The sequence below is a fragment of the Sedimentimonas flavescens genome (genome assembly GCF_019264375.1).
Taxonomy (GTDB): Bacteria; Pseudomonadota; Alphaproteobacteria; order Rhodobacterales; family Rhodobacteraceae; genus Rhodobacter; species Rhodobacter flavescens.
Map to the genome: position 1 here is coordinate 41,035 of NZ_JAHVAI010000006.1, position 24,530 is coordinate 65,564.

Sequence of the window (24,530 nt, forward strand, 5' to 3'; positions counted from 1 at the left end):
CACCGTTGCGGCGGTTTTCCAATGGCTCTTGCGCCTAAAGGTTATCCTCGACCCGGAAGCCCTCGGGGATGGCGTCGTGCCCGTCCAGCACCAGATCGGCCATGACCTGCGCGACCTTGGGCGCCATGCCAAAGCCGATCTTGAACCCACCATTGGCGATGAAATGCCCCGAACGGCCCGGCCATTCGCCTAGCATCGGCGCGCGCGAACGCGCCCGCGGCCGCACGCCCGCCCAACGATCCACCACCTCGGCGCCCTCCAGCACCGGGCAGAGGCGGCGCGCCTTGGCGATCAGATCGTCAAGCTGCGCGTCGGTCGTGTCGGGCGCATCGAAATCGCGCTCCGAGGTCGAGCCGATCGCCACCGTGCCATCGGCATGGGGCACGATATGCACGCTTTCGGCATAGACCTGCGGCACCGCGCCAGCATCGAAGCGCAAGAGCGCCGACTGCCCCTTGATCCCGCCGCCCACGGTCTTGTCGAAGGCCGCGTTCAATTCCAGCAACCCCTGCCAGCCGGTTGCGTGGATCACCGGGCCGATCTCGGCGCCGTCACCGATCACGATCTCACCACCCAAAGCGGTGATCGCGGCAGCCAGCGCCGCGCCGGCTGCACGCGGGGCCGCCCGTGCGCTTAGCGTGTCATGGACCACAAGGCCCGTGGGCGAGAGCGGCGCGAGGGCGCCAAACTCGGACAGGGGCGCCACGCGCCAGACCGCCGCATCACCCCAATGCGCGGCGGCCCCCGCCGCGCGTTCTTCGGCCCGTGTCACGGCGGCGGCATCGGCCAAGGGCTGAATCCGGCCAAGCCGCGCGTAACCCGTATCCTTGCCGCCCGCCTCGCGCACGCCCGCCCAGAAGGCTTCGGCCATCAGCAGGCTTTCCAACTGGAACTGCTTCTTGGGGTTCCAGTTTTCGGGCACATGCGGGGCCAGCGCGCCCACCGTCCCGCCTGATGATCCGGCACCAAGCCGCGCCGACTCGATCAGGCGCACCTTCACGCCCCGGCGCGCGAGCTCATATCCGCAGGCCAGACCGAAGGCCCCGCCGCCGCGCACTGTCACCCATTCGCCTCTTGCCATCGCCTGCCCCTTTCGCCAGTGTCGCGCGGACCTTTCGTGCAAGGCACTACCCCCGATGACCCTCCCTGACCAGAGCCAAGCCGCGCTCGACTGGCGCGACGGATCGACACCTGTTTCGACGCGCTTCGACGATCCCTATTTCAGTCTCGCCAATGGTCTGGCCGAGACGCGACATGTCTTTTTGGCGGGCAACGGCCTGCCCGAGCGGCTGTGTCCGGGGTTCCAGATCGCCGAACTCGGTTTCGGCACCGGGCTGAACCTGCTCGCCACGGCGATTTCGGCAGGCGACGTGCCGATCCGCTTCACCTCCTTCGAGGCCTTCCCGATGTCGGCCCCCGAGATCGCCCGCGCCCTGACCGCCTTCCCCGAGGCGCTGGCCGTGGCCGCGCCCTTCCTTGAGGCATGGGGGCAAAGCCGTACCCGCTTCAGCATCGGCGCGATTGAGGCCGAGGTGATCCTGGGCGATGCGCGCCAGACCCTGCCTGCATGGCAGGGCCGCGCCGATGCCTGGTTCCTCGACGGCTTCTCCCCCGCCAAGAACCCCGAGCTATGGGGCGAAGATCTGATGGCCGAGGTCGCGCGTCACACCGCGCCGGGCGGCACCTTCGCTACCTATACCGCCGCGGGCTTCGTGCGCCGCGGCCTTGTCGCCGCGGGCTTCGCGGTCGAGCGCGCACCGGGACACGCCGGCAAGCGCCACATGAGCCGGGGCGTCAAGCCGTGAGAGAGCAGAACCTGCGCGCCGGGATCGGCATGATGGTCGCCACGACCGTCGTCTTTGCCCTGCAAGATGGTATCTCGCGCCACCTCGCGGGGACCTATAACACCTATATGGTGGTGATGATCCGCTACTGGTTCTTCGCGCTTTTCGTGCTGGCGATCGCCGCGCGCAGCACCGGTGGGGTCCGAGGGGCCGTGCGCTCTCACCATCCGTTCCTACAAGCGTTCCGCGCGCTGCTGCTGGTGGCCGAGATCTATGTGATGATCTACGCCTTCGTGCATCTGGGGCTGATCGACACCCATGCGGTCTTTATCTGCTACCCGCTTCTCGTGGCCGCCCTCTCGGGCCCGGTTCTGGGCGAGAAGGTCGGCTGGCGGCGCTGGAGCGCAATCGCCATCGGCTTTCTGGGCGTGCTGGTCATCCTCGAACCCGGCTCGGGCATGGTCTCGGTCGGCGCGGCGGTGCCGCTGCTCGCAGCGGCGATGTTCGCGCTTTACGGGCTTCTCACGCGCTATGTCGCGCGCAAGGACGCAGGCGAGGTGTCGTTCTTCTGGACCGGCATGGTCGGTGCGCTGTTCGCAACCGCCGTCGGCATGTGGTTCTGGCAACCGATGAGCGGCACCGACTGGCTCTGGATGGGCGTGCTATGCCTGACCGCCGTGGCGGGTCACTGGATGCTGATCCGCGCCTATGAGATCGCCGAGGCCTCTGCGCTGCAACCCTTCGCCTATCTGCAACTGGTCTGGGGCGCGGCCATGGGCATGAGCATCTTCGGTGATACGCTGCGCCCCAACGTAGCGCTTGGCGCGGCCATCGTCGCGTCGGCGGGATTGTTCACGCTGTGGCGTGCGCGGCAGGTGGCGCGTTAGGGCGCAAGCCCGCGCAACTCGTCCGAAAATTTCACCGCAGGCTTGCCAAGCCGCGCGCGATAGACCGGCAGGCTTTCGGCCACCCGCATGACGTAATTGCGGGTCTCGGTGAAGGGGATCATCTCGATCCAGTCCACGACATCAGCGGTGGGCAGGCGCGGATCGCCGCGCTCCTCGATCCAGCGGCGCGGACGTCCGGGGCCCGCGTTGTAGCCCGCCGCCACCAGCACCGGCGAGGCCCCGAATTCGTCGCGCAACTTGGCGAGATAAGCGCCTCCAAGCCGCGCGTTATAGGTCGGGTCCGAGGTCAGCCGTCCGGCCTCGTAGGGCAGGCCCAATTGCGCGGCCATCATCTTGGCGGTGCCCGGCATCAACTGCATCAACCCGCGCGCGCCCGCATGGCTGACCACAGCGGGGTCGAACTCGCTCTCGCGCCGGGCAATGGACAGCGCCAGTTCCTCGGGCACGCCCAGATCATGCGTTGTCAGATCCGGAATCGGGTAATAGGCCGAGACCAGCACACCCCCCTCATTCGCGGCACGCTTGGCAAGGCTCAGCGCCAGATAGGCGTTCTTCCACTCAAGCGCGAGATCGGCCAGCGGCGCGATTTGGTCGGTGGGCAGGCTTTCCTCGAGATGCAGCAAGAAGCGCTCGGCCAATGCCTCCTGCCCCGCTTCGTTTAGAAGAAGCGCGGCCTGAAACACCGAATGCCCGGTGTAGCTGCCCTGCCGCCAGTCGGGCAGCGCGGGCGGCGCGGCGAAGGCCGGATCGAGCGGCACACCCGCGCGTTCGGCCGACAGCAGGCCGTAGAAGGCCGTCTGCCAACGCGCACCCTCGGTATAGGCGGCCTGCGCCTCGACCGGCTTGCCCAGACGTTCCAGTGCGCGGCCACGCCAATAGGCCCCGCGCGAGGCACTGATCGGGCTTTGCACGGCGGCGCTGAAAGCCTCGAAATGCTGCAACGCGACCGGCGCATCGCCCAGCTTCAGCGCGGCATAGCCCGCCAGCCATTCCAGCTCGGCATAATCGCCGCCCTGCGCCTCCAGGCGATGGCGCGCCGCAACCTTATAGGCGGTGCGCGCGTCGCCCGCACGCAGGAACCAGCGCGCAAGATTGCCGCGCAGCTTGCTCCACAGCTTTGGGTCGCCCAGACTCTGCGCATCGGCCGAGCGTTCGAGTACAAGATCCGCCGCAGCCCCTTCAAGGTCATTGCGCCAGCGCCACATGGCCCGGTCAAGCGCAAGCCCGGGCGAGCCCAGCATCCGCTCGGGCACCGCCGCCACCAGCGAGTCCACGCCTTTTTCGCGCGCCTGCAAGGCGATCCGCGCTGCTGCAACTGCCCGCGTGCCGGAGGTCACAAGGTCAAGCATCCGCCGCGCCTGATCAAGCGCACCCGCGTCCAGCATCGCCTGCATCCGCCCGCCGTGATGCTCGGCCAGAAGATCGCCGTGACGCGCCACGAAAGCGGCCTGCTCGTCCGCGCTCATTTCCAGATTGCGCCAGGCAACCGCGGCCACCGTCCCGGCGCGCTCTGCCTGCCCCGTAGCCTGCAAAGCTTCAACCAGCGCAATCGCGCCCTCACCGGTCTGCGGCGCACCGTGCGAGAAATAGGCGATCACCTGATCGGCAGGCGCCCCGGCCAGCGTGGCTTCGCCCTTGCGGCGCAACAACTCCATCCCTGGCCAATCGGCGCGACGGCGGCTGAAGTCGGCGTAATCGACAAATGCACCCTCGCCCGCGCGCAGCCTGTGCCACTCGACGATATCGAAGGCAATCGGCCCCGCTATGCGCGCATTGGATTGCGCTTTGTCCCAGTCGCCCGCCCCAACCGCCCGCATGGCCACGGCAAGGGCCTGCGGATCGTCCGCGCGGGCAGGCGCGGCAATGGCAAGGGACGCGGCCAGCAAGGCCGCTAGGGTAAGCTGTCGGATCATGGCCTGCTCGGGTGTTTTCCCCTTCCTGCCCGTTCAGGGGGGTCGATGCAATTCACAAGTTGGCAAGGGCGCGGCGCTCGCCTATGTTCCGCGCGATTTCAACGGGCGAATCCGCCCACTTCTCAAGGAGCGTGTCATGTTCAAAGGGTCCTTCCCCGCACTCATCACTCCGTTCAAGAACGGCGAGCTGGATCTGGACACGCTCAAGAAACTTGTCGAGTGGCATATCGAGCAGGGCAGCCACGGCCTCGTGCCGGTGGGCACCACGGGCGAAAGCCCGACCCTGAGCCATGACGAGCATAACCGCGTGATCGAAGAGGTCGTGAAGGCCGCTGCCGGGCGCATCCCGGTCATCGCCGGCGCGGGCTCGAACGCGACCGCCGAAGGGGTGGAGCTGATCCGCCACGCCGAGGCCGCCGGGGCCGATGCGGCGCTGGTCGTCACGCCCTATTACAACAAGCCGACCCAGGGCGGCATGATCGCGCATTTCACCGCGATGCACGATGCCAGCACTCTGCCGATCGTGATCTACAACATCCCCGGCCGCTCGGTCGTGGACATGCTGCCCGAAACCATGGGCGAGCTGGCGAAACTGCCGCGTATCGTCGGCGTCAAGGACGCGACCGGCGATCTGGCGCGCGTGGCCAAGCAGCGCCTGACCTGTGGGGCGGATTTCGTCCAGCTCTCGGGGGAGGATGCGACGGCTGTGGGCTTCAATGCCATGGGCGGCGTCGGCTGCATCTCGGTCACCGCGAACGTCACGCCCAAGCTTTGCGCGGAAATGCAGGAAGCAACGCTGGCCGGCGACTATGCCAAGGCGATGGAGTATCAGGACAAGCTGATGCCGCTCCATATCGCGATCTTCCTTGAGCCGGGTGTGGCCGGGGCCAAATACGCGCTCTCGAAACTCGGAATGTGCTCGGCCGAGGTGCGCCTGCCCCTCACCGAGCTTTCGGACGCGACCAAGACCAAGATTGACGCGGCCATGCGCCACGCTGGCCTGATCTGATACACCGCTGTATCGGAACGAAGAGAGGGGGGCTTTGCCCCCCTCTTTGCTTTCGCAAATTCACCCCCCAAGGTATTTGGACCAAGAAGAAAGACATACCGTTTCTTCTTGGCGGAAATACCTCGGGGGTCCGGGGGCAGCGCCCCCGGCCTTGGCCTGTTCAGACCGTGTGCAGGTACAGCTCGTAATCCACATCCGAGATCCAGCTCGCAACCCGCGCGTATTCGGCCGCCTTGATCGCGGTGAAGGTGCGATGCATGTCCTCGCCGAGCGCATCCTTCAGGAAGGCCGAGTTCTGGGCCGCGCGGATCGCCTCGCGCCAGTCGCCGGGGATCGGCAGATCGTCTGACCCCTCGTAGCCGTTGCCCGTCGTCTCGGGGCCCGGATCGATACCGTGTTTCAGCCCGTGACGGATCCCGGCCAGGACGGTTGCCGCAACCAGGTATGGGTTCGCGTCGACGCCCGAGGGGCGATGCTCGACCCGGCGCGCGGCCACGGCGCCCGCCGGGATGCGCAGCGCGACCGAGCGGTTGTTCACCCCCCAGCTGGGCGAGACCGGCGCGTAGGACTGGTTGGCAAAGCGCCGCCAGCTGTTGCCATGCGGGGCGAAGACCAGCATCGACTCGCCCATCGTCTGGCGCAGGCCGCCGATCGCGTGGCGGATTGTGTCGGTCCATTCGCCCTCGACCGCCTCGGCAAAGACGTTGCGGCCCCTATCGTCTTGCAGCGAGACGTGGAAATGCATGCCAGAGCCTGCGTATTTCTCGATCGGCTTGGCCATGAAGCAGGCCACCACGCCGCGACGGCGCGCCTGCATCCGCACGATCCGCTTCAGGCGCACCAGATCGTCGGCGGCCTCCATCACATCGGTGCGGTAATGCAGCGTCAGCTCATACTGCCCCGGTGCATATTCCGAAATCACCGTCTCGGCCTTGATCCCCATCGCCTCGGCGGCGCGGTAGATGTCGGAGAAGAGCGGCTCCATCCCGTGCAGGTGATCGACCGAATAGACCTCGGTCCATTCGGAACGGCGGCCATCGAGCACCGCCGCCGCCGGGCGCACCCCCTGCGAGCGGTCGGGGTCGAGCAGGAAGAACTCCAGCTCAAAAGCGCCCGCGGGCTTCAGCCCCTCGGCCGCCATAGCGTCGATCTGGCGTTTCAGCGCGTGGCGCGGGTCCGAGGTCATCTCGGCGCCGTCGAGGTGATACATGCTCATCAGTACCTCGCCCCGCGCGGGGTTGGTGCCGTAGAGCGGCTTCAAGGTGCCCGGGATCGGCCAGGCGCGCAGGTCACCGTCGCCCTGATCCCAGATCAGGCCGGTCTCGTGTACGTCCTCGCCCACGATATCGAGGCCGAGGATCGAGATCGGCAGGTGGCGGCCCGATTTGTAAAGGCCCAGCAGTTCGTGGCGGCGGATGATCTTGCCGCGCCCGATGCCATTGGCATCGTGCAGCACGATGTCGAAGGCCTCGATCTCGGGGTGGAGGGCGAGAAAGTCTTCGGCTTCCTGAACGGTGGAGCCGGTCGGAGAGTTGGTCATTTTCAGGTCTCGAACAAATGGCCCAGCACATCGGCGAAGGCGGCGACCAGGCGGTCGATCTGCGCTTTCGTGGTGACAGGGCTGATCAGCATCATGTTGTGGAAAGGCGCGATCAGGCAGCCGCGGTTCAGCAGCCCGCGATGGATCGCGGCCTCAAGCGCGGGCTTGTGCGCGCCCTCGGCCTCGGCGCCGTTTTGCAGCGGGCCGGGCGCGCAGATGAACTCTACCCGCGCGCCGACGCGCACCACATGCCAGGGCGCTCCGAAGCGTTCGACCTGCTTTGTGAGCCCCGCGCTTAGTCGCGCGGCACCCGCCTCCATCCGGGCATAATTCTCGGGCGTCATCACCTCGGAGAGGTTCGCCACGAGGCAGGCAAACTGCATCGGGTTGGCGGAAAGCGTCGTTCCCATGCCGGAATGCCCCGAAGGGCGGCTCGCGTCATAGTCGGCAAAGCGCGCGGCAACCGCATCGCTGACGCCCCAGACGGCCGTGGGCATCCCGCCCGCCACGCATTTTCCGACGACGAAGATGTCGGGGTTCAGCCCGTGCACACGGGTATAGCCGCCAAGGCCCGAGCTGATCGTATGCGTCTCGTCGATGATCAGGAGCGCATCGTAGCGCGTCGCCAACTCGCGCAGCCCGGCGTGGAAGCCCGGCGCGGGTAGCACCATGCAGGAGTTGGTCATCACCGGCTCGGTCAGGATCGCGGCGACATCGCCCTTGGCCAGCGCCGCCTCGACCGAGGCGAGATCGTTGAACTCGGCCGCAACGGCAAGCTTCGTCAGATCTGCGACCTGCCCCACAAGGCCCGGTCGGGCCTCGGTCACGCCATCATGCAGGTGCACCATCGCGTCGTCCACGGTGCCGTGATAGCAGCCGTTGAACACCAGAACCTTGGTCTTGCCGGTCACCGCGCGGGCCACGCGCAGCGCGAAGCGGTTGGCGTCGGTCGCCGTGGTGGCGATCTGCCAGCGCATGGGGCCGAACCGCTCCGAAAGCAACTGTCCGGCGGCCAGCGCGGCCTCGGTCGGCAGCATATAGGTCAGGCCCTGACCCGATTGCGCCCGGATCGCGCGCGCGACGGGGGGCGGCGAATGGCCGAACATCGAGCCCGTGTCGCCCAGGCAGAAATCGTCGATGCGATGGCCGTCGATATCCTCGATCACCGAGCCCTTGGCCCGCGCCACCAGCATCGGAAACGGTTGCGGCCAGTCGCGCATCCAGTGCATGGGCACGCCGCCCAGATAGCCCTTGGCACCTGCATCCAGTGCCGCGCGGGTGCGCGGACGGGCCGCGCGATACCGCTCGCCCTCAAATGCCGCGAATTCCGCGATCCGCGCCGCGCTGACGCCGCCGATCATATCCTGTCCCATGATACCTCCCCCGGGATAATCCGGCAGAGCCAATCATGCCGCCATTACGCCGTCAACGGGCCTCGTCACGTTCCGCTTCGGCAGCCTCTTCCAGCTCTTCGGCCGAGGTGTCGGAGAGCGGCGTGAAAACGGCCCAGTCGCCCTCGCCCTCGGGCCTGGTCAGGGTGGTGCGATCGACATTGCGCAGCAGGTTCGCCTTGGCGAGGAAATGCGCGCTGATCGGGGCGGTCAGGAAGATGAACAGCGTGATCATCAGCTCATGCAGGGTCAAGCTGTCGCGGAACGCTGCGAAATAGATCATCGAGGCGATCAGCACCGCGCCCACGCCAAGCGTCGCGGCCTTGGTCGGCGCGTGCAGCCGCGTCATCGGGTCGGGCAGCTTGACCAGCCCGAAACTGCCAACAAGGCCGAAGAAGCCGCCGATCACCAGCAGCGCCGAAATCAGGATTTCCCAGAACAGATCCATAGCGCCCTCACTCGATGATATCGCCGCGCAGCAGGAACTTGCCATATGCCACGGTCGCCACGAACCCGGTCATCGCATACAGGATCGATGCCTCGAAGAAGATCGCCGTCCCCTCCCAGATTCCAAACAGCACCAGAAGCGCGATCGCATCCACCGCCATCGTGTCGAGCGCGAGCACCCGGTCGGTCACGCCCGGGGCGCGCACCACGCGATAGAGGTTGAACAAGAGCGCCAGCGCGAAGCATCCGATGGAGAAATAGAGCGCATAGGTGATCATTCGAAAATCTCCTTCAGCCGGCGCTCGTAGCGCTCCTTGATCTCGTCGCGTACGCCGTCGGGGTCGGGCGCGTGCAGGCAATGCACCAGCAGGCTGTGCCCGTCGGCGGACAGTTCGGCCGTCAGCGTGCCCGGCGTCATGGTGATGGTGCCCGCCAGAACCGTGATCGCCTCGGGTTCATGCAGGTCGAGCGGCACGGTCACCCAGGCCGGTCGCAGCTTGTCGTTGGGCACGAAGAGCACGATCTTCGCAACCGCGATGTTCGACTTGATGATGTCCCACATGACGATGGCGATATATTCCACGATGCCGGGAAAATTGCGGATCACCGGCCGGTCGGGCCAGTAGGGCGCGGTGATCCACGGAATCACGAGGCCCATCAGCAGCCCGAACACGAGCGAGTTGATCGTATATGCGTTGGCCAGCAGCAGCCAGACCACCGTCAGGAGCAGGGTCAGATGCGGGTGCGGCAGGAATCTCTTCAGCATCGCGTCCTCCCTCAATATCCGCTGGCCGGCTCAGCCGGGGCGTCAGTGCCGTGATCCTCGGCGGGTGCGTGGCTCTCGGCGGGTTCGTCCGCGTGGCTGTCCTCATGCCCCGAGGTCGCGGCCCAGGCCCGCTCATAGGCGCCCACCATCACCGCATCGATATAGGCCGAGGGCGTGTAGAGCTGCTGCGCCGTGGCATTCAGCCAGGCAGTTGTCGGGCCGGCAAAAACCGTCAGCGCAACAAGCCCCGCGATCAGCCCTCCGGTCGCGGTGAAGGCCAGACCCGGCGAGCTTGCGTCCTTGGTGGGCTCCGGCTGATCGCCCGCAGCGGCGTGGGCCTTCCAGAACACGGTCGAGCCCGCACGACCAAAACCCACGATGGCGATGAGCGAGGTCACCAGCACGACGCCCCAGAGCCACCACTGGCCGCGCGTCGCATCGAGGATCATCAGCTTGCCGATGAAGCCTGACAGCGGCGGCATCCCGGCCATGGCGATAGCGCCCGCAAAGAACATCCCCGCGATCAGCCCGGCGTTGCGAATGGGCGGCACCGGCGTGATCGCAAGGCCCGCCGCCCCGCGCCGCTCGCGCACCAGATCGACGATCAGGAACAGCGCGGCCGCAGCCAGCGTCGAATGCACCATGTAGTAAAGGCCCGCGCCGGTCGCGCCTTCGGTGAATTGCGCGAAGGCCAGCATCATCGTGCCGACCGAACCGATCACCGAATAGGCCACGGTGCGCCCCATGTCGCGCGCGCCCAGAACGCCGATCATGCCGATGATCAGGCTGATGGCGGCGGCGGGCAGAAGCACCTCCTGCGCGAGCCAGCCGATCGTGCCGCCCGCCGGGAAGACCAGAGTATAGATCCGCACGATGGCATAGACGCCGACCTTGGTCATGATCGCAAACAGCGCCGCCACCGGACCGGGCGCGTTGGTATAGGTCGCGGGCAGCCAGAACTGAAACGGCACCAGCGCGGCCTTGACCGCGAAGACCAGCATCAAAAGCCCCGCGCCGACGCGCAGAAGGCCTGTCTCGCTGGCCGGCATTACCGCCACTTTCTGCGCCAGATCGGCCATGTTCAGCGTACCGGTGACCGAATAGATCGTGCCGAGCGCGAACAGGAACAGCGTCGAACCCGCGAGGTTATAGACCACATATTGCACGCCCGCCTTCAGCCGCGCCTCGCCGCCCGAATGGATCATCAGGCCATAGGAGGCAATCAGCAGCACCTCGAAGAAGACAAAGAGGTTGAACGCATCCCCCGTCAGGAAGGCGCCGTTGATCCCCATCATCTGGAACTGCATGAGCGAATGGAAATGCCACCCCCGCTTGTCCCATCCCGAGCCGATCGAGTAGAGCACGACAGCAAGCCCTAGCACCGAGGTTAGCAGCAGCATCAGGGCCGAGAGACGGTCGAGCACCAGGACGATGCCGAAGGGCGCCTCCCAGTTGCCAAGGCGGTAGACCTCGGGACCATTTGTGCTGGCCGAAACCGCCAGCGCGATCGCCAGCGCGACCAGCGCGGTCATCCCCGCGACCGAGAAAACCCGCTGCGAGCGCAGATCGAAGCGCATCCACAGCACGATGAGCGGCGCCAGAAAAGCCGGCAGAACGACCGGTGCGACGATCCAGTGATCCATCACTTCTTCTCCTCCGGCCCGAGATCGATCCGGTCATCGCCTGCCTCGATGAAGGCGCCAAGCGACAGCATCACCACCACGGCCGTCATCCCGAACGAGATCACGATGGCGGTCAGAACCAGCGCCTGCGGGATCGGGTCGGTGTAACCGGCGGTCTCGGCGCCCGCATGGCCGAGGATCGGTGGCAGGTTGACCGCCAGCCGTCCGGTGGCGAACAGGAAGATGTTCACCGCGTAGGACAGCATCGCCATGCCCAGAACCACCGGGAAGGTCCGTAGCCGCAGGATCAGATAGATCCCCGCGGCGGTCATGATGCCGACAGCGCTTGCAACCAGAGCTTCCATTATTGTTCCTCCCCACGCGCTTTCAGCCAGCGGCGCGGCAGCGGTGTGCCCTCAGGGTAAGCTACCGAGGAAACCGCCGCGACCTCGCGCGCCTCGGGTTTCTCGGCCACGATATGGGCACCTCTTTCCTCATCCAGCACGGCTGCGCGCCGGGCCAGACGGCTCAGCCCGCCCAATGCCAGCAGCACCGAGCCGACGACCCCCAGGAACACGCCCAGATCGAAGCCCGCCGCCGTGGCCAGTTCGAACTTCTCAAGCCCGGGCAGTTTGAAATAGCCGAAGTCCGAGGTCAGGAACGGCATCCCGTTGAACCAGGCACCGGCGCCGGTGATCCCGGCGGCCAGCACCCCGCAGGCGATCAGCACATGGTAGTAAACCTTCTGCCGCGCCTGGGTCCAGGCAAAGCCCGAGGCCATGTATTGCATGACCAGCGCGATAGCGACCACAAGACCGGCGATGAACCCCCCGCCCGGCAGGTTGTGCCCGCGCAGGAAGATGAACACGCCAACCAGCAGCGCGATGGGCAGCAACACACGCGTCGCCACCAGAAGCATCAGCGGGTGCTTGTCGCCGCCGCGCAGCATGTCGGGGCGCCATGCGATCAGCTTCTTCGAAGCCGTGCCATTCAGGAGCGCCTCAGTCAGCGCAAAGATCACCAGCGCGGCGATGCCGAGCACCGTGACCTCGCCGTAGGTATCGTAGCCACGGAAGTCCACGAGGATCACGTTCACGACGTTGTCGCCGCCGCCCAGCTTGTAGGAGTTTGCCAAATGGTAGTTCGACATTGTCTCGAAGGCGAAGTCGCGCACCATCAGCGCATAGATCAGCGCGCCGATCCCGAGACCGCCCGCAATGGACAGCACCGCGTCGAAGCCCTGCTTGAGGCGGCTCGACTCGATCTTGGTCGTCTTGGGCAGGAAGTTCAGCGCCAAAAGCATCAGCACCGCCGTCACGATCTCGACCGAGATCTGCGTCAGCGCAAGGTCGGGCGCCGAGAGATAGATGAAGCAGATCGATACGATCAGGCCGACGATCGAGATCAGCACCAGCGCAAGGAAGCGGTTATGGTGGAAGGCGACAACGCAGCCCGTGGCGGTGATCAGCATCACCCAACCCACCAGCGCGACCGGCGTGATCGGCAGCATCTCACGCGTGGCAGGGCCCTGCGTGCCGCCGCTCCAGGCCCAGACGCCCACTGCGATCGAGGCCAGCGTGAACATCATCAGGTAGCGCGCCATCGAACCGTTGTGCAGACCCGAGGTGATCCAGCTTGCCACGCAGGCGCAGCGCGCCACGATCCAGTCGAAGATCGCCTTGGCCTCGGGGCGCGGGGCGGCCTCCCACATGCGCTTGAGGGGGGCAAAGCTGAGCAGCAGCACGATACCGCCAGCCGTCGCGATCATCGACATGACGAGCGCCGGGGTCAGCCCGTGCCAATGTTTGATCGGATGCATGTGCAGCCCGCCGCCGACGACCGCATCGGCCGCCATCTGCACCACCGGCCCGGCGAAGGTCATCGGCATCAGGCCGATCAGCACCACCAGCACGACAAGGAAAGCAGGACTCAGCCACATGCCGAAATTCGGATCATGCGGTTTGTGCGGATAGTCGTCGCGCACCGGGCCGAAGAAGCCATGCACTATGAAGCGGAACGAATAGGCGGCCGAAAACAGCGCCGCGATCACCGCGACCAGCGGCACCAACCACGCCGCACCCGCCCAGACGGTATGCGCGGCCTCCTCAAGCATCAGTTCCTTCGACAGGAAGCCATTAAAGAGCGGGATCCCCGCCATCGACAGCGCCGCGATGGTGGCGATGGTCGCCGTCACCGGCATCAGGTGGCGCAACCCGCCGAGGCGCTTCAGGTCGCGTGTATGGGTTTCGTGATCGACGATCCCGGCACTCATGAACAGCGCGGCCTTGAAGGTCGCGTGGTTGATGATGTGGAAGACCGCCGCCACTGCGGCCGTCTTGGTGCCAAGCCCCAGCAGGAAGGTGATCAGGCCCAGATGCGAGACGGTCGAGAAAGCCAGCAGCGCCTTCAGGTCATCCTTGAAGAGCGCGATCTTGGCGCCGATCAGCATGGTAATGAGGCCGGTCGTGGCGACGATGTAGAACCACTCGGGCGTGCCCGAGAGCACCGGCCACAGCCGCGCCATCAGGAAGAGCCCCGCCTTCACCATGGTGGCCGAGTGCAGATAGGCCGAGACCGGCGTCGGCGCGGCCATCGCATGCGGCAGCCAGAAATGGAACGGGAACTGCGCCGACTTGGTGAAGGCCCCGCCCAGGATCAGGATCAGCGCCGGCAGATAAAGCGGGCTGGCCTGGATCGCGGCCTTCTGCGTCAGGATGACCGAGATGTCGTAGCTGCCCGCGATGTTGCCCAGGATCAGCATCCCCGCGATCATCGAAAGCCCGCCAAGGCCGGTCACCGTCAGCGCCATACGCGCGCCCTGTCGACCCTCGGGCAGGTGCTTCCAGAACCCGATCAGCAGGAAGGACGACAGCGACGTCAGCTCCCAGAACACCAGCAAAAGCAGGATGTTATCTGACAGAACGATGCCCACCATCGCGCCCTGAAACAGCAGAAGATAGGTGTAGAACTGCCCCGCCGGATCGGCCTTGGTCAGGTAGAAGCGCGCATAGATGATGATCAGGATGCCGATCCCCAGGATCAGCGTCGCAAACAGCATCCCCAGACCGTCGATCATGAAATTGGCATTCAGGCCAATCGCGGGCAGCCATTCGAACCGCGCCTGCACGACCTCGCCACGCATCACTGCGGGCAGGTGCAACAACAGCCCCAGCAGTGCCAGCCCCGAGGTCAGCCCCGCCGCGAACGCGGTATTCGAGCGACCCGTTCGGATCAGGATACCCGGCAGCAAGGCTCCGAGGAAGGGAAGGGCGGCGATAAGGGCAGGCGACATCTTTCTGGTCCGTTCTCCGGCGGGCCTTTGGAGGCGCACACCCCCGTCCGCTGTGACAGGCCGCGCGCGCCAAGCCTGTGGCGCTAGTGTTATCCCTAAGTGCGAAAGCCACCCCCGACTGTCAAGCATAACCGCCATGAAATCGGCGCGTGACGTCCGCTAACATTCGCCCGCCCGGCGCGACTCAGTGCTTGGGTGCGGCGCGCGGCGTTGCATGCGTCCGCCGAACACCACGCTGGATCGCGACAGAAAATGCCCGGAAAACGGGCTGCCAAGCAATAAATTGCCGACCATTTGCTGCGGAGCGGCAACAACCCGCGGAAAGCTGCATTTCACATGCAGTTGACCCTTCTGTAACGCAATGCTCTCTTGCAAGTTTTTCAGCACTATGCGTAAGAAATTGGCGACAAGGCTGCCTGCGGGTGGCCTTTAGAACTATCTGAGATACCTTGGAAAATAAATGTCTGTAGCCCGGCCTCTTTCCGCATCTCTCTTGACCCGTCGCCGCCTGATCGCCGCACTCAGTGCGGGCGGAGCGCTTGCCTGCACCACAGCACTTCCGCGCATGGCCTTCGCGCAGGAAACGCCAGCCCCTGCGCCTGTCGTTGCTGCGCCGCAGCAAGCGTTCAGCTTCGACGCCCTGTCCGAGGAAATGCGCGCGCTTTCGACGCAGCCTCCGGTCTCGGTCCAGATCCCTGAAAGCTTCCTGTCGGGTCTGACCTATGACGACTACCGCCTGATCCGCTTCAATCCCGAACGCGCGCGTTTCGCCGAGATCGAGGGCGCACAGTTCCAGTTGCATGCCTTCCACATGGGCTGGCTCTTCAAGGAGCCGGTGCTGCTTTACGAGATCAACGACGGCCAGGCCCGGATCATGGGCTTCGACACCGACGATTTCATCTATGAGCGCGAGGCACGCGACCACGTGCCCGAACATGCGCAGCTGCCCGGCGTTGCCGGCTTCCGCCTGCACAACCCGCTCAACCGCCCCGATATCTTCGACGAGTTGGTGGCCTTCCAGGGTGCCTCCTATTTCCGCGCCCTCGGCCGCGGCTCGGCCTATGGTCTTTCGGCGCGTGGCCTTGCGGTTAACACCGGCCTTCCGGTGGCCGAGGAGTTCCCCCGCTTCACCCGCTTCTACATCGAGCGCCCGATGGGCGGCGCCGAGCAGATCGTGGTTCATGCCGCAATGGAAAGCGCCTCGCTGACCGGCGCCTATCGCTTCGTCATCACGCCCGGCGCCGAGACGGTGATGGACGTGACCGCCCGCCTCTTCTTCCGGTCCGACATCGAACAACTTGGCGTCGCGCCACTGACCTCCATGTTCCTGTTCGCCGAGCGCAACCGCCACGAATTCGACGACTTCCGCCCGAACGTCCATGACAGCGACGGTCTGGGCATCGTGCGCGCGGATGGCGACATGTTCTGGCGTCCGCTCTCGAACCCCTCGCGCCTTGCGTCGAGCTATTTCGCCGAGACCGCTCCGAAAAGCTTCGGCCTGTACCAGCGCGACCGCGAGTTCGATCACTATCAGGACGCCGCCGCCTTCTATGAGAAGCGCCCCTCCTGCGTGGTCGAGCCGATGGGCGACTGGGGCCGCGGCGCGATCCGTCTGGTCGAGATCCCCTCGGATCTCGAGGTCAACGACAATATCGTCGCCTTCTGGGTGCCCGAGGGTGCCGTCAAGGCTGGCGAGAGCCGCGAATTCGCCTACCGCCTGCGGTGGGGCGATCTGCCCTATGACGGGCGCGACGACCGCGCGCATGTGCTGGAAACCCGCGCCGGGATCGGCGGCGTCTCGGGCGTCGAGAACACCGAGGGCACGCGCAAATTCGTCATCGACTTCAAGGGCGGGATGCTGGGCAACCTGCCGGGCGACGCGGGCGACGCGCTGAAGATCGTGACCACCGTCACCAACGGCGAGATAGAGACCCAGACGCTGTCGCATATCTGGGGCACCGACATCTGGCGGCTCGTGCTTGACGTGGCCGCCCCGAAAGGCGCAACCGTGGAGCTTTCCGCGCATATCGCGGGCTACGGCCGCAAACTGACCGAAACCTGGCTTTATCAATGGATCAAGGCATGACCGCACATACCCTCCCCACGGCGGCTACCCCGATCGACTATCTGGCCTCCCTGACCCCGGCGGATCTGGTTGCCGGCCCCTGCGCGCTGCCGCAGGCGCCGATGGCCATGCCGCCGCAGGTGATCGAGGCCCAGATCGGCCTGATGCGTCGCCTCTTCGGCAGCCTGCTGCCGCACCACCCCGCAGCCCCGTCGGCCGGGGCTGGCCTCTGAGATCGTGACGCGGACCGCGCGCCTCGGGCTTTACGCCCTGCGCGGGCTTGCGCTCGCGCTCAGCCTGATTGCCGGGCTGGGTGCCTTTGTGCTGTTCCTGCAGTTCGGTGAGGCCGACGGGCTCGATACGCTGGATATCCTGCGCGCGCTCTTGATCCTGATCTCGACCCTCTGGCTGGCCTGGGGCGCGGTGCAGGCACTGATCGGCCTGACCTCCTTCGCGCGCCCGCCCGTCTATGACCCGAGCGCCCCGATCCGTGGCCGTTCGATCGTGCTGGTGCCGGTCTATAACGAGGACCCGCTGGCGACCTTCTCGCGCGTTGCCGCCATGGATGCCTCGCTGGCCGCGACCGGCGATCCGACGCAGGTGCATTTCGCCATTCTCTCCGACACCCGCAACGAGACCATCGCCCGCCGCGAAGTGCAGATGTTCGCGCATCTGGTGCGGGACCGCGACGGGATGGGCCGCTTCTTCTACCGCCGGCGCGAGCAGAACGTGGGCAAGAAGGCCGGCAATATCGAGGATTTCATCACCCGTTCGGGCAGCGCCTATGATTACGCCGTGATCCTGGATGCCGACAGCCTGATGGAAGGCGAGACGATCCTCCAGATGATCCGCCGGATGGAGGCAGAGCCGCGCCTTGGCCTGCTGCAAACCCTGCCCAAGGTGATCCGCGCGCGCTCGCGCTTTGGCCGGGCGATGCAGTTCTCGGCCTCGTTCTTCTCGCCGGTCTTCGCACGCGGTCTGGCCATGATGCAGGGCGAGACCGGCCCGTTCTGGGGTCATAACGCCATCGTCCGCGTGCGCGCCTTCGCCGAAAGCTGTGGCCTGCCCGCGCTGAAGGGCAAGCCCCCGTTCGGCGGCCATGTCATGAGCCACGATTACGTCGAGGCCGCGCTTTTGGCGCGCGCAGGCTGGATCGTCCGGCTTGACGACGACCTTGGCGGCAGCTTCGAGGAAGGCCCCGAGAATATCGTCGATCACGCCAAGCGCGACCGCCGCTGGTGTCAGGGCAACCTGCAACACTCGCGCATCATCGGCGCGCCGGGGCTGCGGGCCTGGTCGCGCTTTGTCTTTGCGCAGGGCATCATGGCCTATATCGCGCCGTTGTTCTGGCTTGGCTTCATCCTGGCCTCGATCGCCGCGCCGCTGATGGCCCCGCCGCCCGATTACTTCCCCGAGCCCTACTGGCCCTTCCCCTATTTCCCGCCGTCCGAGGCGTCGAAAGCGGTGGGACTGGCCATCGGCATCTTCGGCCTGCTGCTGCTGCCCAAGATCCTGATCGCCGCCCGCGCCGCCTGGACCGGCCGCGCGCAGGGCTTTGGCGGATCGGGGCGCGCCTTCGCCTCGACGCTGGGGGAGCTTGGGTTCTCGTCGCTCACCGCGCCGGTGCTCTTGATGTATGCCACCCGCTCGGTCTTTCAGGTGCTTCTGGGCCGCGATGGCGGCTGGCCCACCAACAACCGCGGTGATGGCACACTGAGCCTGCGCGACAGCCTCGCCGCCTCCTACTGGATCGTGGCGATCGGCCTTCTGGGCCTGATCGCCACCTATGCCTTTGCGCGCGGTCTGTTCCTGTGGCTGCTGCCGGTGGGCGGGCCGATGATCTTCGCGCCGGTGCTGCTGTGGTGGTCCTCGCGCCCCTCGACGGGCCAGTTGATGGGCGTTCCGACCGAGTATTCCCCCGCACCGGTGATGCAACTGCATGATACGATTTTCGAGCGCTGGACCGCCGCGCTTGACCAGATCGAGGCACCCTCCCCCGCCGCGCCGGAGAAGATCCATGCCTAAGACCCACGCCCCCCTACCGACCGGTGCCCGCGATCCGCGGCTTGATTTCTTCCGCGGCCTGTCGCTGGTGATGATCTACCTCAACCATGTGCCCGGCACGATCTACGAGATGCTGACCTCGCGCAATTTCGGGCATTCGGATGCGGCCGAGGCGTTCGTCTTCATGTCGGGCGTCGCCGCCGCGCTGGCCTATGGGCCCAAGCTCAAGGACGGGTTGAACATCCCCGCCTTCCGCAAGATCTGGGGCCGGTCCTGGCTGCTTTACATGGTGCATATCGTCACCGCGATGCTGGCCATCGCCATCGTGGCCACCGCCGCGAAATGGTATGGCGGCGAGGCGCTGCTGACCCGCAACGCCTTCAAACCGCTCACCCAAGACCCTCTGGCCTTCCTGATCGGGATCGCCACGCTTGGCCACCAGTTGGGCTATGTGAACATCCTGCCGATGTACGCGGCGCTTCTGCTGGCCGCGCCCTTCCTGATCCGGTTGGGGCAGCGCAACCCGATGGGATTGCTGGGCTTTACTATCGGCTTCTGGGTGCTGACGGGGATGCTGCGGCTCAATTTGCCGAACTACCCGTTTGAGGGCGGCTGGTTCTTCAACCCCTTCGCCTGGCAGCTTCTGTTCAGCCTTGGCATCCTGACCGGCCTTGCCCTGCGCAAGGGCGAGCGGTTCGTGCCCGTCAAGCGCGGCCTGATCTGGCCTGCCGTCGCGTGGCTCGGGTTTTGCGCGATCTGGGTGAAGTCGGACTACCTGATGGCCACGCTCGGCCATGTCTCGTGGCAGCTGCGCCAGTGGGACGTGCCCTTCTTCCTGGTGGATTTCGACAAGACCTTCGTGTCGGGCCCGCGCCTCCTGCATATCCTTGCGCTGGCCTATGTGCTCAGCCTGCCCGGCATCGTGCCCGCCATCGCCGCCTCGCGCGTCATGGCGCCGGTGCGCCTGATGGGCCGCCACGGCCTGCCGGTCTTTGCCATGGGCACGGTGCTGGCGATCCTCGCGCAGGCGATCAAAGAGGTGCACCCGGGCGGTTTCGTGCAGGATAGTGTGCTGATCCTCGGCGGTCTTGGCCTGCAATACGGTTTCGCCCGCACCCGCGAGTGGCTGCGCAGCACCGATCACGCCAAGGCCCCGGCGCCGGTCACGCGCCCGGTGCAGGACATGCCCGCAGCGGCGCCACGCCTGCGCGCCAAGCCAGCGCGCTGATCACAGCATTGCGCAGCGCGTTGCCATTTCCTTGAGAACCTTCAGCGCCGCCTGAACCTTGGGCGTGCGGTGCAGGTCCACATGGGTCACCAGCCAAAGCGGCGATTCCCATTCCGGCCGCGGTCCCATCACCTCGACCAGATGTGAGGCCGCGCGGGCCTCAATCGCTGGCAGGAAGCCAAGCCCCACCCCGTTGCGTACTGCGGCACGCTGACCCTCCGGGTCATTGGCGCGCAAGACCACCTGTTCGGGTGGGATATGCTGCGCCATCCACACGAAGAACGGCGCGCGGCTATCGCGCTGCTCGGCGCCAATGAAGCGGTGGCTGGCCAGCGTCTCTTCGGTTGGCATCCCGTTGCGCTCGATGTAATCGTCGCTGGCATATAGCCCGACCAGATGCGCACCAAGCGCCTGCACCACGTTATCGGGCTCGGTCGGGCGCGAGCCCGCGCGGATCGCCACATGCGCCTCGCCATATTCCAGCCGGAACACGCGCTGGTCGGTCAGGTAGCGGATGCGCAGGCCGGGGTGGTCCGCCATCAGCGCACTCAGCGCGGGCAGCACGAAACCTGACACGGTCGGCAGCGAGGTCACGATCAGCTCGCCGGTGATTTCTTCGCCCGCACCCGCGATCCGCGCGGCAAGTTGCGCGAACTGATCCTCGGTCGCCTTGCCGACGGAAAGAAGCTGCTGCCCCGCCTCGGTCGGCGTATAGCCGCGGGGGTGGCGCTGAAACAGCTTGGCGCCCAGCCGGGTCTCCAGCGCGTCAACGTGGCGGATGACGGTTGCGTGGTGCACGCCCAGCACCTCCGCGGCGCCAGAAACCGTGCCCACCCGCGCCACCTGATAGGCCGTCCGGATCTCGTCCCAATTCTCCAATGGCATATGTGCACCTACGAACAAAACAAGTGCAATCATGCCAGTTGAGTTCACGAACGCAAGAGACAATCTATTCCGCAGATGCAAACGACCTCCTCCCAGCCGAAAGACACATACACATGACCAAAGTTCTGCGGATCGACAGCTCGATCAAAGGCCCCGCCTCGGTGACCCACAAGCTCACCGACTCGATCCTTGCCCGCCTCGGCGGCGAGGTAACCGAGCGTGACACCACCACCATTCCGCTGATCGACGGCACCTGGATCGGCGCCGCCTATACCCCGGCAGAGAACCGCACCGCCGCGCAGAAAGCGACGCTCGCGCTGTCGGACGAGTTGATCGCGGAGATCAAGGCCGCCGACGTGCTGGTGATCGGCATGCCGATCTACAACTTTGGCGTGACCGGCCCGCTCAAGGCCTGGATCGACCAGATCTGCCGCGTGGGCGAGACCTTCCGCTACACCGAGAACGGCCCGCAGGGCCTTGCCGGCCCAAAGCGCGTGATCGTGGCCTATGCCTCGGGCGGCGTGCCGCTCGGCTCGGCGGTTGATCTCGCCTCGGCCTATATCAAGCAGGTTCTGGCCTTCATCGGCATCACCGATGTGAGCTTTGTTGCCGCCGAAGGCGTGGCCGCCGACGAAGCCGCGGCGGTGGCCCGCGCCGAGGCGCAGATCGAAAAGCTCTCGGCCTGATCTCCCCCGCGCCGCGCGTCCCCGCCATCCCGTGTTCAGCAGGCGGGGGCGGCGCGGCGCTGCAAAGCCCCTCGGTTGACTCCGGGGGGCTTTTTGCTTAAGGAACCCCAGATTCCCCGGAGGCAGATTCCTCCGGTCCCCGCATGAAGCAGGGATCGCCACCAGTCAGCGCGTTGCGCCCACTGGTGCGCTTGTCGTTTGTTCGCCGGGTTTGCCGGCCACCTGAAGGAGGTGCCGATGTTCGAAAGTCTCTCAGAACGCCTTGGCGGCGTATTCGAGCGCCTGACGAAACAGGGCGCACTTTCGGCCGACGACGTGCGCACCGCGCTGCGCGAGGTCCGCGTGGCATTGCTTGAGGCCGACGTTTCGCTGCCGGTCGCGCGCGACTTCATCAAGGCGGTCGAGGCCAAGGCCACCGGCGCCGCCGTTACCAAATCGGTCACCCCCGGCCAGCAGGTCGTCAAGATCGTCCATGACGAGCTGATCGCCATGCTCTCGGGCGACGGCGAGGCCGATGCGCTGAAAATCGACAACCCGCCCGCGCCGATCCTGATGGTCGGCCTTCAGGGCTCGGGGAAGACCACCACCACCGCAAAACTCGCCCGCCGCCTGCGCGACCGCAATGGCAAGCGCGTGCTGATGGCCTCGCTCGACATCTACCGCCCCGCGGCGATGGAGCAGTTGGCGATCCTGGGCCAGCAGATCGGCGTCGACACCCTGCCGATCGTCAAGGGCGAAAGCGCCGTGCAGATCGCCAAGCGCGCCAAGCAACAGGCGACGCTCGGCGGCTACGACGTCTACATGCTCGACACCGCGGGCCGCCTGCATATCGACGAAGTCCTGATGGACGAGGTTCAGGCCGTGCGCGACGCGGTCAACCCGCGCGAGACGCTTCTGGTCGTCGACGGCCTGACCGGTCAGGTCGCCGTCGAGGTCGCGCAGGAGTTCGAGGACAAGGTCGGCATTTCGGGCGTCGTTCTGACCCGGATGGACGGCGACGGGCGCGGCGGTGCGGCGCTCTCGATGCGCGCCACCACCGGCAAGCCGATCCGCTTCGTGGGTCTTGGCGAAAAGATGGACGCGCTGGAGACCTTCGAGGCCGAGCGTATCGCGGGCCGCATCCTCGGCATGGGCGACATCGTCGCCCTGGTCGAGCGCGCGCAGGAAGTGCTGGAGAAGGAACAGGCCGAGCGCATGGCGAAGCGTTTCGCCAAGGGCCTGTTCAACATGAACGACATGAAGGGCCAGCTTGAGCAGATGCTCAAGATGGGCGGCATGCAGGGCGTGATGTCGATGATGCCGGGCATGGGCAAGATGGCCAAGGCCGCCGAGGACGCGGGCTTTGACGACCGCACCATCCGCCGCCAGATCGCGCTAATCAACTCGATGACCAAGCTTGAGCGCGCCAAGCCCGAGATGCTGCAAGCCAGCCGCAAGAAACGTATCGCCGCCGGTGCGGGCCTTGAGGTGAGCGAGCTGAACCGCCTGCTGAAGATGCACCGCCAGATGGCCGATACGATGAAGAAGATCGGCAAGATGGGCAAAGGCGGCATGTTGAAGCAAGCCATGGCCGCGATGCAGGGCAAGGGCGGCGGCCTTCCGGCTGCGGGCGAGATGGACCCTGCCAAGATGGAAGAGGCCGCCAAGGCAATCGGCAAGATGCCGGGCCTAGGCAAGCTGCCCGGCATGGGCGGCATGGGCCTTCCGGGCGGCCTTTCCGGCCTTGGCCTCGGCAAGAAGAAGTAAGCCATGATCGCGCTTTCGCCCACTCCGGTTCTCGAGACCGAGCGTCTCGTGCTCCGCGCGCCCGCCGCGCGGGACTGGGAGCATTGGCGCGATTTCTTCATGTCGGAGCGTGGCAACTGGATCCGTTCCGCCGCGACCGCGCCGGAAGAGGCGCTGGCCTGGCGGGCCTGGGCGGGCGTTATCGGCCATTGGGTCATGCGCGGCTGGGGCAGCTTTGTCATCACCACCCATGACAGCGACCGCGGCCTTGGCATGACCGGCCCCTGGGCGCCGATCAACTGGCCGGAATTTGAGATCGGCTGGACCATGTGGAGTGCCGAGAACGAAGGCAATGGCCTGATGGCCGAGGCTGCCGCCGCCGCGCGCGACCACGCCTTCCGCACGCTCGGCTGGAAGACCGCCGTCAGCTATATCGCGCCCGCCAATACCCGCTCGCGCGCGCTGGCCGAACGTCTGGGCGCCGTGATCGACCCCAACGCCGCGCCCTTCCCGGGCGATGCAGAGGCGCTCGTCTACCGTCATCCCTGCCCGGAGGATCTCGCATGACCGATCCCGTCACCCGCGCCGCCGAGTTGCTGAAAGGGCATCGCGCCTCGATCGACCGGCTCGATGCGATCCTCGTCTATACCCTGGCCGAGCGGTTCAAGCACACCCAGTCGGTGGGCCGCCTCAAGGCTGAGCACGACCTTCCGCCGTCCGATCCCACGCGCGAGGCGCAACAGATCGAACGGCTCGAACGGCTGGCGAAAGAGGCCGACCTCGACCCCGAATTCGCCCGCAAATTCCTCTCGTTCGTGATTTCCGAAGTGATCCGGCATCACGAGAATTTCCAGAAATGACGGGCTGTTAGCCCGCACCAAGCCATCCAAAGGAGAAACACCATGGCTATGAAAATCCGTCTCGCCCGTGGCGGCTCGAAAAAGCGTCCGCACTACGCGATCGTCGCGTCGGACTCGCGCATGCCGCGCGACGGCCGCTTCCTCGAGAAGCTGGGCACCTACAACCCGCTGCTGGCCAAGGACTCGGAAGACCGCGTCAAGATGGACATGGAGCGCGTGCAGTACTGGCTCGGCCAGGGCGCCCAGCCGACCGACCGCGTGGCCCGCTTCCTCGAAGCTGCCGGCGTTCTGGCCAAAACCGAGCGCAAGAACATGAAGAAAGCCGAGCCGGGCGAGCGCGCCAAGAAGCGCGCCGAAGAGAAAGCCGCCAAGGCTGCCGCTCCGGCCGAAGAATAATCTGGCCAA

At 66.1% G+C, this 24,530-nt stretch carries 23 protein-coding genes; 12 read left to right on the forward strand and 11 right to left on the reverse strand.

Translation table 11 applies throughout. The annotated features are described in order from the left end of the window. Nucleotides 1-34: 34 nt before the first annotated feature. Entirely contained in the window at nucleotides 35-1,081 is a 1,047-nt protein-coding gene (locus KTQ37_RS07510) for an NAD(P)/FAD-dependent oxidoreductase (protein WP_218629886.1), read from the reverse strand. 55 nt (nucleotides 1,082-1,136) lie between these two features. Between KTQ37_RS07510 and mnmC2 the strand changes: the two genes are divergently transcribed. Next, the gene (mnmC2, locus tag KTQ37_RS07515) at nucleotides 1,137-1,805 is read left to right on the forward strand and encodes a tRNA (5-methylaminomethyl-2-thiouridine)(34)-methyltransferase MnmC2 (RefSeq protein ID WP_218629887.1); all 669 of its coding nucleotides are present in this window, start codon (nucleotides 1,137-1,139) and stop codon (nucleotides 1,803-1,805) included. After that, nucleotides 1,802-2,671 (forward strand): DMT family transporter, encoded by an 870-nt coding sequence (locus KTQ37_RS07520; RefSeq protein WP_218629888.1) that lies wholly within the window; start codon nucleotides 1,802-1,804, stop codon nucleotides 2,669-2,671. The genes mnmC2 and KTQ37_RS07520 overlap by 4 nt, the downstream gene beginning before the upstream one ends. Here KTQ37_RS07520 and KTQ37_RS07525 read toward each other — a convergent pair. Next, the gene (locus tag KTQ37_RS07525) at nucleotides 2,668-4,605 is read right to left on the reverse strand and encodes a lytic transglycosylase domain-containing protein (protein ID WP_218629889.1); all 1,938 of its coding nucleotides are present in this window, start codon (nucleotides 4,603-4,605) and stop codon (nucleotides 2,668-2,670) included. The genes KTQ37_RS07520 and KTQ37_RS07525 overlap by 4 nt on opposite strands. A gap of 136 nt (nucleotides 4,606-4,741) precedes the next feature. On the opposite strand from KTQ37_RS07525, the gene dapA reads away from it, so the two are divergent. After that, nucleotides 4,742-5,614 carry a 4-hydroxy-tetrahydrodipicolinate synthase gene (gene dapA, locus KTQ37_RS07530; RefSeq protein ID WP_218629890.1) on the forward strand — a complete coding sequence of 291 codons (873 nt, stop codon included), beginning with the start codon at nucleotides 4,742-4,744 and terminating at the stop codon, nucleotides 5,612-5,614. 160 nt (nucleotides 5,615-5,774) lie between these two features. Here the strand turns inward: dapA and KTQ37_RS07535 are convergent, their stop codons facing one another. From KTQ37_RS07535 to KTQ37_RS07570, 8 genes are read right to left on the reverse strand one after another with little or no spacing between them, the layout of a single operon-like run. Continuing rightward, on the reverse strand, nucleotides 5,775-7,154 hold the full coding sequence (locus tag KTQ37_RS07535; RefSeq protein WP_218629891.1) for a glutamine synthetase family protein: 1,380 nt from the start codon (nucleotides 7,152-7,154) through the stop codon (nucleotides 5,775-5,777). Between the two features lie 2 nt (nucleotides 7,155-7,156). Then, on the reverse strand, nucleotides 7,157-8,527 hold the full coding sequence (locus tag KTQ37_RS07540; RefSeq protein WP_218629892.1) for an aspartate aminotransferase family protein: 1,371 nt from the start codon (nucleotides 8,525-8,527) through the stop codon (nucleotides 7,157-7,159). Nucleotides 8,528-8,579: 52 nt separating this feature from the next. After that, the gene (locus tag KTQ37_RS07545; protein ID WP_218629893.1) at nucleotides 8,580-8,993 is read right to left on the reverse strand and encodes a Na+/H+ antiporter subunit G; all 414 of its coding nucleotides are present in this window, start codon (nucleotides 8,991-8,993) and stop codon (nucleotides 8,580-8,582) included. Between the two features lie 7 nt (nucleotides 8,994-9,000). Beyond that, a complete protein-coding gene (locus tag KTQ37_RS07550; protein ID WP_218629894.1) occupies nucleotides 9,001-9,270 on the reverse strand; it encodes a K+/H+ antiporter subunit F in 270 nt (89 codons plus the stop codon). Next, nucleotides 9,267-9,758, reverse strand: coding sequence for a Na+/H+ antiporter subunit E (locus KTQ37_RS07555; protein ID WP_218629895.1), 492 nt, complete (start codon nucleotides 9,756-9,758; stop codon nucleotides 9,267-9,269). The genes KTQ37_RS07550 and KTQ37_RS07555 overlap by 4 nt, the downstream gene beginning before the upstream one ends. A gap of 11 nt (nucleotides 9,759-9,769) precedes the next feature. Next, nucleotides 9,770-11,401 (reverse strand): monovalent cation/H+ antiporter subunit D, encoded by a 1,632-nt coding sequence (locus KTQ37_RS07560; RefSeq protein ID WP_218629896.1) that lies wholly within the window; start codon nucleotides 11,399-11,401, stop codon nucleotides 9,770-9,772. Next, nucleotides 11,401-11,745: a Na+/H+ antiporter subunit C gene (locus KTQ37_RS07565; RefSeq protein WP_218629897.1), complete on the reverse strand. Its 345-nt coding sequence runs from the start codon at nucleotides 11,743-11,745 to the stop codon at nucleotides 11,401-11,403. The genes KTQ37_RS07560 and KTQ37_RS07565 overlap by 1 nt, the downstream gene beginning before the upstream one ends. Next, entirely contained in the window at nucleotides 11,745-14,672 is a 2,928-nt protein-coding gene (locus tag KTQ37_RS07570) for a monovalent cation/H+ antiporter subunit A (RefSeq protein WP_218629898.1), read from the reverse strand. The genes KTQ37_RS07565 and KTQ37_RS07570 overlap by 1 nt, the downstream gene beginning before the upstream one ends. 460 nt (nucleotides 14,673-15,132) lie before the next feature. Here KTQ37_RS07570 and KTQ37_RS07575 point away from each other — a divergent pair, with 460 nt between their 5' ends. The 4 genes from KTQ37_RS07575 to KTQ37_RS07590 are packed head-to-tail and all read left to right on the forward strand — an operon-like array spanning nucleotide 15,133 to nucleotide 19,969. Then, on the forward strand, nucleotides 15,133-16,758 hold the full coding sequence (locus KTQ37_RS07575) for an OpgD/OpgG family glucan biosynthesis protein (protein WP_218629899.1): 1,626 nt from the start codon (nucleotides 15,133-15,135) through the stop codon (nucleotides 16,756-16,758). Continuing rightward, nucleotides 16,755-16,970 (forward strand): hypothetical protein, encoded by a 216-nt coding sequence (locus tag KTQ37_RS07580; protein ID WP_218629900.1) that lies wholly within the window; start codon nucleotides 16,755-16,757, stop codon nucleotides 16,968-16,970. Before KTQ37_RS07575 ends, KTQ37_RS07580 begins: the two co-directional genes overlap by 4 nt. A 4-nt stretch (nucleotides 16,971-16,974) precedes the next feature. Beyond that, nucleotides 16,975-18,762: a glucans biosynthesis glucosyltransferase MdoH gene (mdoH, locus tag KTQ37_RS07585; RefSeq protein ID WP_218629901.1), complete on the forward strand. Its 1,788-nt coding sequence runs from the start codon at nucleotides 16,975-16,977 to the stop codon at nucleotides 18,760-18,762. Continuing rightward, entirely contained in the window at nucleotides 18,755-19,969 is a 1,215-nt protein-coding gene (locus KTQ37_RS07590; RefSeq protein WP_218629902.1) for an OpgC family protein, read from the forward strand. Before mdoH ends, KTQ37_RS07590 begins: the two co-directional genes overlap by 8 nt. Here the strand turns inward: KTQ37_RS07590 and KTQ37_RS07595 are convergent, their stop codons facing one another. Next, nucleotides 19,970-20,854, reverse strand: coding sequence for a LysR family transcriptional regulator (locus tag KTQ37_RS07595; protein WP_236021126.1), 885 nt, complete (start codon nucleotides 20,852-20,854; stop codon nucleotides 19,970-19,972). It abuts the gene before it with no gap. Between the two features lie 113 nt (nucleotides 20,855-20,967). Here KTQ37_RS07595 and KTQ37_RS07600 point away from each other — a divergent pair, with 113 nt between their 5' ends. From KTQ37_RS07600 to rpsP, 5 genes are all read left to right on the forward strand, one after another. Then, on the forward strand, nucleotides 20,968-21,540 hold the full coding sequence (locus KTQ37_RS07600) for an FMN-dependent NADH-azoreductase (RefSeq protein ID WP_218629903.1): 573 nt from the start codon (nucleotides 20,968-20,970) through the stop codon (nucleotides 21,538-21,540). A gap of 237 nt (nucleotides 21,541-21,777) precedes the next feature. Beyond that, nucleotides 21,778-23,286, forward strand: coding sequence for a signal recognition particle protein (ffh, locus tag KTQ37_RS07605; protein ID WP_218629904.1), 1,509 nt, complete (start codon nucleotides 21,778-21,780; stop codon nucleotides 23,284-23,286). Nucleotides 23,287-23,289: 3 nt separating this feature from the next. Further along, entirely contained in the window at nucleotides 23,290-23,832 is a 543-nt protein-coding gene (locus KTQ37_RS07610; RefSeq protein ID WP_218629905.1) for a GNAT family N-acetyltransferase, read from the forward strand. After that, entirely contained in the window at nucleotides 23,829-24,125 is a 297-nt protein-coding gene (locus tag KTQ37_RS07615; RefSeq protein WP_218629906.1) for a chorismate mutase, read from the forward strand. Before KTQ37_RS07610 ends, KTQ37_RS07615 begins: the two co-directional genes overlap by 4 nt. A 42-nt stretch (nucleotides 24,126-24,167) precedes the next feature. After that, nucleotides 24,168-24,521: a 30S ribosomal protein S16 gene (gene rpsP, locus KTQ37_RS07620; protein ID WP_218629907.1), complete on the forward strand. Its 354-nt coding sequence runs from the start codon at nucleotides 24,168-24,170 to the stop codon at nucleotides 24,519-24,521. Nucleotides 24,522-24,530 lie beyond the last annotated feature (9 nt).